At 69.2% G+C, this 13,139-nt stretch carries 2 protein-coding genes; both read right to left on the reverse strand.

Features of this window, described 5'->3' with window-relative positions:
* Window positions 1-10 precede the first annotated feature (10 nt).
* Window positions 11-1,813 carry a WD40 repeat domain-containing protein gene (locus tag O7627_RS22650; RefSeq protein ID WP_278095507.1) on the reverse strand — a complete coding sequence of 601 codons (1,803 nt, stop codon included), beginning with the start codon at window positions 1,811-1,813 and terminating at the stop codon, window positions 11-13.
* 217 nt (window positions 1,814-2,030) lie between these two features.
* Window positions 2,031-12,896, reverse strand: coding sequence for a LamG-like jellyroll fold domain-containing protein (locus O7627_RS22655; RefSeq protein WP_278095508.1), 10,866 nt, complete (start codon window positions 12,894-12,896; stop codon window positions 2,031-2,033).
* Window positions 12,897-13,139 lie beyond the last annotated feature (243 nt).

Here is a 13,139-nt window from a genome sequence, read left to right on the forward strand (position 1 = left end):
TCACCCTCGGTTAACCGCTCGGTAGTTGAGCCGGGGGCGCGAAGCGGGCCACGTCGGCGCCCACCCCCACCAGCAAATCCCCGTTGCTATCCACGGCTATGCTTCTTGCCGCTGCCGGAAGGTGCAGGGCCGGGCAGAAGTCGCGACCGGACTCGAAGTCGGTCAAGGAAACGGTGCAATCTGATCTGGCCACATATACCGCTGGCCAGCCGGCGACCGCGACCGAAGTGATCGGCGCCCCGTGGAGGTCGGGGCCGATCGGCTCACCTGACAAGTCGCAAGCCCACACTGTGCGCCAACCGGATTGCCGCTCCGCAAGGCTTCCCGCAAGCAGCCGCTGGCCCGCTACGGCAGCGGCGAAGCAGCCGCGCAGACCTTCGATCGGCGACGGCGGTACGGCCAAGTCCTCCAACTGGAAGATCTCGGGCACCCGATCGAGCGCGGAGACGACCGCGATCGGCCTCCCTTCCCACGACCCAGTGATCAGCCGGAATGTCCCGCGGTGCTTACGAACCTCGTGAAGGAGCGTGCCATCGACGGTCCGTCGCACCTGAAGCAGATCTCGGTCAATGATCACCAAGACTCGTTCTCCCAGCACGGTGGCTAGGGACACATGGCGCAACTGCGGCACGCGCACCTTGATCGGCGGCGAAATCTCTGCCCGTGCGATGAGGTCCCATCTCCGCAGCCAGGGATGCGACGACCCGGGCGAACCTGCCCCGACCGCGACCCGCACTGACTCACCAGCCACCCAGGCCGCCAACGCCACCGCACCCGGGACACGACTCTCCGTCGGCTCCGCAACCAGCGAACCATCACCGGTCCGACGCGCGGCGATCGTTCCGCCCCCATCGACCGACACGACCACGCCAGGCTCCGCCAGGCCGATAAGCGCAACCTCCTCATCGTGGCCAGGCAGCAACGGGCGTACGGGCTGGTTGATGTCCCACAGACCAACGACGCCGTCCTCCGCCGAACCGGTCACCAGCCAGGCGCGGCCCTGCCACCGCACAGTCGCCAGTACCGGCCTCCGGACCGGACCCGGCAAGGGTGGCCGCGCCGGTGTGGTGTTCGACAGGTCCCAGACGTGGACCCGCCACCTCGTCGGCACAGCGAGCATTCCGCCCACCACCGCCAACTTCGGCCGGCCACGCCGACCACCCCAGACCCGTCCCCGCTGCTCGGTGAAGTCATCGACATGTGCATCGATCCGCCCGCCCACCTGCGCGCCGGTGAGCACGTCGAACGTCACGATCTCGCGCGCACCCGTCACGACCGTCAGCGCGTCACGCCCCGCAATGGTGCACAGCAGCAACGCCGCAATCTTGCCCAGGCTCTCCTGCGCGGGAATCGGAAGCGGCAGCCGCTTCCCATTGATCGCGTCCCACAACGACAGGCCACGCCCGCCGGTGGCGATCACCGACCGCCCGCTGGCCAGCTCGCCTACGCAAAGAACACGCACAGCCGTCACATCGAGCGCGTCCAACGACTCGCCGGACTGCAGTGAACATCGCGCCACTGCGCCCTCGCCGTCCAGCGTCACTACGACCGCTTCGCCCAAGCCTATTTCGTCGATTCCACGCTTACCCACATACCACTCATGGCAAAGCGTCAGGTCGGACGCCGTCCACACCCGCACCGCTCCATCCGCATGGCCCGTCACCACAACCGGGCCGTCCGCCGAGTCGCCCACCGTCAAGCATTGCGCAGCCTCCACCGAGGCCACCACAACCGAACCCGATGCCACATCCCAGACCTGCAGCCGATCGCCCCACCCGGCCTCTGAGTCCCGGCTGGTGAGAACCGCGATCAAGTGTCCGACATCTCGACCCGAAGCCACTGCGACCACTGATCCCGTAGGCAAGAGACGACCCAGACGCGGCAGGTCGTACCCGGTCGACCAGACCATACGCCAAGGACCCGGCATGTCACCGCCTTCCGAACGCAGCTCTGCCAACGGTTCCGCCCGGACGCCACTGCCCTGCCGACGGATGCGCTAGCCGCAAACCGCAATCAGTTGATCAATCTACTCAGTATTGGGTGAATCGCATTCGCCGGCCCGCGTATCCCGCGTCAGTGAAGGCACGTTTCGCAATATCTTGTAGCGCCCGATTGCCATACTGCTGTGGCTGATAGTGACCCGACCAGTTATCGTACCTTGAAATTCTTCCATTCTGGACGGTAAATCTTCCCGCCATGATAACCGCATTGGGATCCCCGTTCGCGTCACGCCCAGCCAGGCTCGTGTGACCGGGCCAGATGTTATTGTCAAACGCATCCTCAATGTCTGCGTTCAGAGCCGATCTCACCTCACCAGTCGGCATGATCACAAAATGATGATCACCGTCCTTCAGGCTCCCTGCCCCGCTGTCATTACTGCTCCGCACCGCTGCGGAATTGGGGAATGGGTCTTGATCGCTCGTGTCGACCTGACGGTTCGGGAAACGGCTGTCGTCCGCGTTCCTCCACTTCACCACGCAGTTGTGTACGAGTACCGGGGCGTCGCCGGCGATCACATAGTACGTGTGGTGGGTGGCGACGGTGAGGTCGCGCATGACCTCGGAGCCGGTGAAGTTGTCGACCGCGACGACCGTAACCTCGGGTCCAGGTCCGCCGCCGCCAACCCCGGCGCCGGTGCCGTCGCCCTCCAGGCGCTTGTCGTCGTGGACCAGCAGGCGGTGCCCCACCTGCAACTTTCCGGCATCCACCCACTGGCGCTCGGTGGCATCCCAGAACGGATGATGCGCCGTCGTCTCCAGCGTCACCGTCCGATCCGAACCCGCCTCCCGGACCGTGACGTTCGTCAGCTCCCGGTCGATGTTGACGTGCAACCGGGTCACCGGCTCGGCGCTGGTCTCCCCCGTCTCCGGGTCGGTCGCCACCACCTCGTCGCCGACGGTGAGATCACCGATCGGGCGGGCGCTGCCGTCCGCAAGCAGCACCGGCGTTGCCGGATCGAAACTGTGTCGCGGACATCCCGGACCGGACGTCCGGCTCTCCTCCGCCTTCGGCGGCCGGGCCGGCGTCGACGATCCGCCGCCACCCGACGAGCCGGGCCGGGCCGCCGACGTACCACCACCGGGGCTACCGCCGGTGTACGACGACCGGGCCGACGGGCCGGCCGAGGCCGCCGCCGGGCTCCGGCCACCCGGGGTGCCCCGGCCACCGCCGATGCTGGGCAGTCGGCCGCCGCCGAGCCGGCTCAGCCCGGCCGACAGCGCCCCGTCCAGGCCGCCCTCGATCATCGTCCCGGCCAGACCGCTCCACGAGAACTCCTCGTCACCGCGGCTGACGTCGACCATGTAGCCGGCGCCGGCCGACATCGCTCCGGCGACCGCACCCGCGACGATCAGACAACCCACGCCAGTGGCGCAGAGCGCCCCGACCGCCACCGCAGCCGCGAGCCCCACGGCCGCCGTCGCGACGAACTTCCACGGGTCCTTCTTGATCGCCTCCACCGTCGACTTGACGGTGGTGGCGACTTTCTTGACGGCCTTCTTGGCTGTCTCCTTGACGCACTTGCCGACCCCGCCCGAGACACACTTCTTCGCCGACTTGTAGGCGTCCTTGACGGTGTTGACCTTCTTCTTGGCCCACCGGACGGTGGAATCCTTGACCACCTTGGCGGCCTTCTTGGCCTTGGTCCAGGTCTTCTTCGCCGTGGACTTGACGTCCTTCCAGGCCCGCCCCGACGAGACGTACTTGAACGCCGACGTCGCCTTACTGGCCACCGCCTTGTACGTCGCGACCGGGTTGGTCACGACCCGCACGGTCTTCTTGAGGAAGCTCTTGATGCCCCAGTGCCCGGTCGGGTCGATGGTGGTCATCGGGTTCGCGTCGCCATACTGGAAGCGGTTGGCCGCCACCGAGTCCGGCACCGGGCTGTTCGACGCGGTGTCGCGGGTGTCGAACTGGCCGGTGTCCGGGTTGTACCAGCGGGCGTGCATGTTCACCCGGCCGGTTTCGGTGTCGGTCCACTCCGACTGGTAACCGAGGCTGCCGACCATCCCGGAGCTGGCCAACGCCGTGCCGAGCGGGTCGTAGCTGGTCGAACCGGCCAACGCGGTACCGGTCGCGGTGAACTGCCCGACCACGTCCAGGTGCAGGTCGGTCCAGGCGTAGACCGAACCGGCGCCGGAGCCGGCGCCCTGACCGAGCAGCTCGCCACCCGGACCACGGGTGTAGGTCGCGGTGGCGTCCTGCGCCAGGGTGTTACCCAGGCCGGTGTACCGGAACTCCGGCTGGACGGCCCGCCCCAGCGCGTCGTACTCGTACGTGCTGTTCCCGCCCGCCGCCTGCTGCGAGATCACCTGGCCGAAGGCGTCCGCCGTCGTCTCGTAGCCGACCGAGCCGACAATCGTCTGCCGCAGCGTGCCACGGGGGGTGTAGGCGTACGTCCCCACCCCGGTCTGCCCGGTCAGCCGGTTGCGGGCGTCGTAGGTGAAGGTCTTCGACCCCGCCTGAGTCCGGTTGCCCGACCCGTCGTAGGCGTACGCGGTGACGGTGCTGCCCCGGGTCCACGAGGTCAACCGGTCGGCCAGGTCGTAGCCGTACGTGTTCGACGAGGCCCCGGCGAACCCGGTGGTCACCTTCGAGGTCAGGTTGCTGTTCTCGTCATATCCGTAGGTGATCGACCCGAGGGTGGTCGCGCCGTTGGCGGTACGCAGGGTGTCCGTGCGCAGCCGCTGCAACGCGTCGTAGGTCAGGGTGCGGACGTTGTTGTTCGTGCCGTACGTGATCGTCGACGGCAGCGACATGGCGTTGTAGCCGATGGTCAGGTCGATGCCCGTGGTCGGGTTCGACGCCGTCCGCAGCCGGCCCGCCACGTCGTAGGTGTAACCGGTGGTGCCGGCCGCGTCGGTACGCGAGGCCATCCGGCCGTCCCGGGTGTAGCCGAACGCCATCGGGTTGCCGGGGCTGTCGATCGTCAGCGGCAGGCCCCGGTCGTCGTACGTGATCGAGTGGGTGCCGTTCGGGGCGGAGAACGAGGTGAGCCGGCCGGCGTCGTCGTAGTCGAACGTCCGCGCCGTGGTGGTGGCCTCGGCGCCGGAGCCGGTCTGGCCCATCAGCCGGTGCCGGTCGTCGTACTCGTTGTCGATCCGCACCCCACCGGGCGCGAGCTGCGCGACCGGCCGCGCCGCCCGGTCGTAGACCGCCGTCCAGGTCCGGTCGGCCAGGTCCGGGTGGGCCGCCGTCGCCGGCTCGATCTGCGACTCCGGCAGACCCCAACTGTTGTACGTGGTCCAGAACGCGTTGTTGCGTCCGTCGGTGAACCGGGTCCGGTTGCCGGCGGCGTCGTACCCGAACGAGGTGCTGATCGCGGTGGTCGCCGTGATCGGCTGGACCTCGCTGGTCAGGTTGTTCAACGCGTCGTAGCCGAAGGTGGTGGTGGTCTGCCGGGCGTCGGTCGAGGCGACCAGGTTGCCGTTCTCGTCGTACGCGGCCTTCTCGGTGGTCACCACCGCGTTGTTTTGGTCGCGGTTCTCCACCTGCACGGTCCGGCCGGCGCCGTCGTAGCTGAACAGCCGCCGGGACTGGTCCGGGTTGACGACCCGCGACACCCGGCCGAGGCCGTCGTACTCGATGTTCGTGGTGTTGTTCGCGCCGTCGCGGACGGCGACCCGCTCGCCCAGCACATTGTTGGTGATCGAGGTGACCACGTTGTCCGGCGAGGTCACCTTCTGCAGCCACGGGCCGGCCAGGGCCGTGTCGCCGTAGACGCCGGTGCCGTAGTCGTACTGGGTGGTGTTCACCTGCGGGGTCGGCTGCCGGACCACCTGGCTGGTGGTCACCTGCCGGCCCAGGTAGTCGTAGGTGGCGGTCGACTTGGCGCCGGTCGGGTCGACGGTCTCCAGCAGGTCACCCACCGGGCTGTAGGTGGCGGTGGAGAACTTGCCGGCCGGGTCGATCACCTTGACGGCGTTGCCGAACGAGTCGTACTCGTAGGTCGTCGTCTTGCCGCGCTGGTCGGTGGTGGCGGTGACCTGGCCGAGCTTGTCGTAGGTGACGGTGGTGTTGGCGCCGACGATCGGGGTGCCGCCCGGCGGGGTGTAGTCGGGCTGGATCGTCTGCCACGGCCGGCCGAGCGCGTCGACCCGGACCTGGGTGATGTTGCCGAGCGGGTCCTGGGACTCGACCTCCTCGCCGAAGGTGTTGTAGCCGAGCTTCGAGACCGGCCGGATCGGCAGCGGGGCGCCGCCGCCGAAGACCTCGGTGCTGACCGCCGGGTCGAGCTGCTGGACGAGTTGGCCGGCCTCGTCGTACTCGTAGTCGGTGCGGTTGCCCTTCGGGTCCACCATCGCGGTGGTCAGACCCCGGTCGTCGACGGTGTAGTTGGTCGTCAACTGGTTGACGCTCAGTGTGGCGTTGCTGGTCCGGCCGTTGCCGCCGCCGTACAGGGTGGAGACCTCGGCTGCCGAGATGGCCCGTTGGTAGACCTGAACGTTGTCGATTTGGCCGACGAAGGTGTCTCCGCCGCCGTTGGCGTAGCGGTTGCCGCCGATGCTCAGCGGAGTGGTCGAGTTGAACGGCGTGGCGTTGGTGGCCGAGACGCCGGCCACGTTGTTGGCGTAGATCGACATCACCTTGGTGTTGGCGTCGAAGACACCGACCAGGTGGACCCAGGTGTTGACGGCCGGGGCCAGGTTCGCCGTCGCCATCCGGTACGCCGACGGGGAGGTCGAGTCCGACGACGGCGAGGTGAACGCCCACTTGTTCGCCCCCCGGTTGTACTGGAGGAAGAAGGCGCCGTGGTTGTTGCCGCCCTGGCCGACCGCCGTGTGGTAGGCGGTCAGGTTGTTGACCCGCAGCCACGCCGAGACCGAGTACGACTGGGTGGTGTTGAGCACCGGTCCGCCCGTTTCGAGGGTGCCGGTGGAGAAGGTGCCGACCCCGCCGCCGAGGGACGCTCCGAGGTAGCCGTAGGCGTCCTGCTGGGACGGTGACGAGTCGTGGGCGGTGAAGAAGTTCTCCGGCTCGCTGGTCTCGTCCAGCTTCCACCAGCCGGCGGGCCGCGAGGCCGCGTTGCTGCTGATGCTCTCCGAGGTCACCCGACCCATCGGGTCGTAGGTGTTCTCAACGGTGCGCAGCACGGTCTCGTTGTCGCCGACCGTGTCCCGGGTCGCCACCACCCGGTCGTCCGCGTCGTAGGAGTAACGGGTGGTCCGGGGAACGTCGTTCACCACCACCCGGGACGCCTGCAGCCGACCCGCGGCGTCGTGGATGTGCTGGGTGTTGGTGGCGCCGTTGTTCTCGGTCCGGGAGGAGAGGTTGCCGGCCCGGTCGTAGAGGTTCTCCTCGACGATGTGGGTCTTCACCCCGTCGGTCCGGGTGACGGTCCGCAGCGTGCCGTCGGCGTTGTAGAGGTACCTGGTGGTCCAGTTCATCGCGTCCGTCTCGGACGCGAGGGTGCCGTCGGCGTAGTAGGCGTTGAAGGTCAGCCGGGTGCGGGTGCCGTCGGCGCCGGTCAGGTGGCTGGTCAGCAGGTGACCCTCGGCGTCGTACTCGTCCTCGAGCACGCGCAGCACGTCACCGGTCGGGCAGGGGTCACCCGGGTCGGGGTCGCTGTCGCAGGAGACCGCCTTGGTCTGGTTGCCGTAGACGTCGTACTCCAGCAGGGTGACCCCACCGGCCGGGTCCACGCTCTTGATCATCCGGCCGTACGCGTCGTAGGCGCTGGTCGCCGTCCGGGCGCTGTCTCCGCCGGTGGTGTCGGCCACGGTCCGCTCGGTCACCAGGCCGTCGGCGTCGAAGACGTCGGTGGTCCGCGCGGTGTGCACCGCCCCGGTGATCCGGTTCGTCACCGGCGGCTCGACCGTCTCGGTCACCTCGCCGTCGGCGTCGTAGGCGTAGCTGGTGACCTGCCCGGCCGGGTACGCCGTCGAGATCACCTTCTTGGTGGCGACCCGGCCCAGCCCGTCGTAGCCGAACTCGGTGACCAGCCCGGCCGGATCGGTGACCCGGACCGCGTCGCCGGCGGCGTTGTAGTCGGTGCGCTGCAGGGAGCCGCGCGCCGAGGTGGTGGTCATCGGCAGGCCCGGCGGGGTGACCCCGCCGCCCACGGCCGGGGTGCTGGCCGTGGTGTAGGTCATCGTGGTGGTGCGCCCGTTGGGGTGGCCCGGCACCGGCGGCGTGACCATGCTGGTCCGGTTGCCGGCGGTGTCGTACGTGAGGCGCGTCCGGTACGCCGGATCGGTCTCGCTGGTCCCCCGGGCGTCGACCATCTCGATCAGCTGGTCGTTACGGGCGTCCGGGGTCAGGTTGACGGTGGTGGCGTCCGGCCAGTAGCGGTAGTACGACGTCTGGCACTCGTCGCCCACCTCGCCGCCGTGGTGCCGGCAGGTGGTGGACCGGATGGTGTTGCCGCGGACGTCCTTGCCCAGCTCGGTCTTGCGGCCCAGCGGGTCGTACTCCACCGAGACGAAGCCGCCGACGTCGAAGCCGTACGAGGTGGTGTTGCCCAGGGCGTCGGTCTGCGCGATCAGCCGGTTGCCGTTGGCCAGGTCGAACATCTGCTTGATCGGCTTGCCGGTCGGGTCGGTCACGGTGGCGGTGGTGACCGGGGTGAGCACCGGACCGGTGACCCCGGCCGGCGGCGGCAGGGCACTGCGGGACGCCTTGTAGTGCGCGTCGACAGCCGCCTCGGTCAGCGCCTCGTTGTAGTAGGCGAACTCGGCGATGTTGCCGGTGAAGTAACTGACGTTGCGCGACGAGCCGGCCCAGTTGAGGGTGGTGCCGGCTCCGATGTAGCCCAGCTCGGAGAAGGTCGGCACCAACGCGCCGGCCCGGGTGCCGACCAGCTTGTTGTCCAGGTAGAGCCGCTGCCCGTTCTGGTACGTGGCGGAGAGCACCACGTGGTGCCAGTTGCCGTCGTTCACCTTCACCGTCGAGGTGATCGAACCGCGGGCACCTGTCCACATGCCGCCGCGCAGGTAGCCGTCGGAACCGACGTAGAGCGCCGGCACGTACGCCCCGGTGGTCGGGGAGCCGCCGTTGACCGCCGAGTCCTGGTAGCTGTAGAGCACCCCGCTCTGCGCGTGGTTGGCCGGCACCTTGAACCACATCTCGATGGAGTGCGGTCCCTCGAACGGCACCACCCCCCAGCCCTGCATCCGGACGAACGACGAGGTGCCGTTGAAGCCGGCGCCGTAGGTGTCCGCGAACGGGCTGGTGGTGTTCGGCTGCGCGGTGTTGAAGGTGACGTTGTTGTAGTAGGCGCGGTTGCCGACCACCTCGTTGGCTGCTTCGGCCGGCCCTTCGATGTCGCCGAGCCGGTAGTAGTCGCGGGGCCGGGAACCGAGCACCGTGGAGACGTAGACCTGGCTGGAACCGGAGGTGGTGGGGGCGGCGATCTGCCAGGAGCCGCCGTTCTCGTCGGTGACCTGGCTGACCCGGCCGCTGACCGTGTCGTACTGGACCTGCGCGCGGACCCGGCCGGCGTTGCTGGTGACCTGCGACATCACCGGCGTGGCGAACCGCCCGGAGGCGTGCAGGGAACTGGCGGTGGTGCCGGAGATCGCGTGGTTGTAGAACGCGACGTCGGCGATCGAGCCGTTGAAGAAGGTGGCGGTCGGGGTGGTGTGCGGCTGGGCCGGCCAGGCGCCGCCGAGGAAGCCGGCTCCGATGTAGCTGTTCGTGGAGCCGAGGCTGGTCAGGGTGATGGCGCCGTTGAGCACGCCGACCTCGGCGCCGTCGAGGTACAGCCGCTGGCTGCCGCCGTTGCCGGACAGCGCCACGTGGTGCCACTGGTCGTCGGTGACCGTCCCCGGGGAGACCAGCGTGCTGGCCGCGTTGCCGTTCCAGAACTGGCCCCGCAGCTTGCCCTGGGAGTCGACGTAGAGCGCCGGGGCGTACCCGCCGGTGGTGGTGGCGCCGGGGTTGACCGCGTCCTTCTGGTAGCTGAACAGCACCCCGGTCGGGGTGCTGGTCTTGAACCACATGCTGACCGACTGGTACGCGGCGTTCGCGATCGCCTTCGCCGGCAACCGCACCTTCGCGCTGGTGCCGTTGAAGGTGGCGGAGGCGGAGGTGGACTCCGGGTGGACCGGAGGCTGGCCGAGGGTGACGTTCTCCAGGATGCCGGCGTCGCCGCCGTCGTTGGAGAGCACCCCGCTCTGCGCTACCGTCGCGCCGGCCGGCTCGTTGAGCCGCCAGAACGAGTACGGCGCGGAGTTCAGCACCGTGCTGGCGTGCTGCGCGGTGGGGGTGTAGTCGTAGCTGGCGCACTCGGTGCTGGTGCCCGGCGGGCAGACCCGGTCCAGCAGGTCGGTGTCGTACTCGTAGTTCCAGGTCAGCGCGGACCCCGGATCGCCCGCGGTGACCGGGTCGGTGGTGACGGTCGCGACGTGCGGATGGTCGGCGCCGGCCGGGGTGGACCAGGCGATGGTCAGGGTCCGGTTCGATGCCACCGACCGGAGCTGGTCGACCCGACCGTTGGTGTCGTAGCGCAGGGTCAGCGCCCGGCCGGACGCGTCGGTGATCTTCGTGAGGCGGAAGACGCCGGTGCCGCCGGGCTGGGTGAACTCGTACCCGGTGGCGTCCTTGTCGGTGAGCGAGTAGCCGCCGGTGATCGCCTTGAAGACCGAGAACCGGCCGGACGGCGGCACCCAGGTGCCGTCGTTGTTGCGCCCGAACGCCACCTCCTGCCCGTCCGGGTAGCGGATGGTGGCGGTCTGCAGCACCCCGGCGCCGTCCCGGTCCTCCCGGGCGCGCATGTCCAGCAGCGAGGACCAGCCCCGCCCGAACGCGCTGTCGGCGCGGGTGTCGAGGCTGTTGTAGTCCCGGGTGATCGACAGCGCCGGCCCGGCCGTGGCGACCTCGGCGTCACTGTCGGAGGTGGTGTAGTTGCCGACGCTGGCCTCGTAACCCTTGCCGCCGTTCTGCGCCAGCGAGGAGGTCACCGCCGGCTGCGGGACCTGGGTGGAGAAGGCGTACGTGACCGGGGCGGGCGGACCGGTGGACGAGTAGTCGTTGACCTGGACCGCGTACAGGTAGGTCTTGCCCCAGGCCAGCACGCCCGGCGGCACCTTCCAGACGCCGCCGGGCACCCAGCCGGAGGTGGTGATCTGGGTGCCCTGGTCGTTGTAGATCAGGAAGTTGAACCGCAGCCCCTTGGCCGGCCAGTTGTCCGGGTCGGAGCCCTGGGCGGCCAGCTCCGGGGTCAGCGTGCTGACGGTGTAGTTGTTCTCCGGGTAGCGGGCGGTCACCTGCGGCGCCACGTTGTCGCTGTAGGTGATGTCGATGAACGGGTCGCACTGGATCGCGCCGTAGGTGCCGTGGTTGCAGGTGAGGTTCGGGTTCGCCGAGGTGAACCGCTTCCAGGCCATGCTGTCGGTCTCCGACGCGGTCAGCGCCAGCCCGAAGTTGCTGGCGCCGGTCACCCACTCGTTGACCTGTGCCACGTTCAGCGCCACCGACACCCAGGTGCCCACGTTGCGGACCGCCGAGACGTTGTTGCAGGCGTTGGTGTTCGACGGGGACGCGTTGCCGATCGAGGTGGTGTAGGTCGGGAAGGTGGCGTACTTGACGGTCGAGTAGGACCAGGTCGAGGTGACCCGGTGCACGTCGAACCGGCGGGCCACGCAACCGGTGCCGACGCCCTGGTAGCTCATGAACAGGTTCAGGTCGGCGGCGCTGAGCCGCTTGCCGGCGAAGGTGGTGCCGAAGGTGGGGAACGGGATCAGCGACTTGGCCTTGCCGCCCCCGCCGTCGAAGGTGCCGACCGCGACGTTGGTCTCGGTGGACCGGTCCGGCTCGCTCGATCCGGACTGGACATAGGTGTCGCTGTTCGTGGTCGCGATGGTGGCGGTCGGGTCCAGCACCACTGGGAACTTGCGGGCCGGGTCGCGCAGCCACGCCCCGTCGATCGACACCTTCAGCGCGGGCGCCCCGTCGGCCTCGATGATCTCGTAGCGGACCGCGTGTGACATCGCGCCCGCGCCGGTGGCGTCGACGGCGGCGTCTTCGAGGTAGCCGACCGGCATCGCCACGACGACCTTGCCGTCGTCGCCGACGAACTCGACCGCCCCGCCCGCGCCGATCCGGGCGGTCAGGCCGGTCAGCCGCAGTGGGTAGACGTACTCGGTCGGCACCTGCGCCGACCGCAGGGTCAGGACCTCCTTGACCCCGGAGGCCATCGCGCCCAGCTCCAGGTCGACGTCCGGGAACACGTTGGCGTACCGGGTGATCTCGCCGTCCACCGCCGGAGTGCCGACGGTGGCGCCGGAGAGGGTGAAGGCCAGTTCCCGGCCATCGCCGAGCGTGACCCGTACCAGGTCGCCGCTCTCCCCGGCCGGCGTGGCACTGTCGCCGCTGATCTGGGCCGACTTGCGCGGGACGGTGGTCGCGCGGCCGGCGAAGCTCAGGTCGAAGGAGTTGGCGGCCACCCGGGGGCGGCCGTCCCGGCCGAACCGCAGGGTGCTGTCGATCGGCTTGAAGGTGCCGTCGGCGGCCCGGTAGTTGACCGGGTCGCGGTGCACCCGCCGGGTGTAGGAGCCGTCCGGGTTCTGGTAGACGTCCGACTTCTCGCTGGCGGCCGAAGCGATCCGTTCACTTGTCGTCGGGTCGAAGCCGGTGTCGGCCTCGCCGGTGTTCACCGAGCGGGACGTCGGCCGGTGCGGCTCGTACCGGTCCAGTTCGCCCTTGGCCGGCTTGGCCGTACCGCCGGCCGGCGCCTTCGCGGCCTCGACGTAGTGCCCGCGGTCCGGAGCCCGGCCACGCTCCTGGGCCGGGGTCGGCGGGTCGTTGAAGGCCCACGACGGCCGGGTGGAGAGCCAGTTCCACAGCCAGGAGAACGACGTCGGGTGCCGGTCCGCCGGCACCGCGCCGGGCGGGATGCCCAGCCCGAGCGCCAGCGCCAGGATCAGAACCGTGGCGAGGCGACGGGCTGATCCCGTCACCGTTCGGTCCGGTCGGCTCCGACCGTCCCGTGACCTGCTGATGCGCGCTCGACCGCTCATCGCAGCCCTCCCCCGTGCAGCTACAAAGTGGAGGAAGCTTGCGGCGCAGGGTTCGAATCTGGCAACAGCCTTTCCGACAGTCCACGCGCGAACGCGCCTTGACCACGGATGATTACTTTCAGCTATCCCGGCTGTTGGAACCGGTATTGGGACGCCCGGTCGACGGGCTTCTGCGGCCCGGTC

The sequence above is a fragment of the Solwaraspora sp. WMMD1047 genome (genome assembly GCF_029626155.1).
In the GTDB taxonomy this organism is placed as follows: domain Bacteria; phylum Actinomycetota; class Actinomycetes; order Mycobacteriales; family Micromonosporaceae; genus WMMD1047.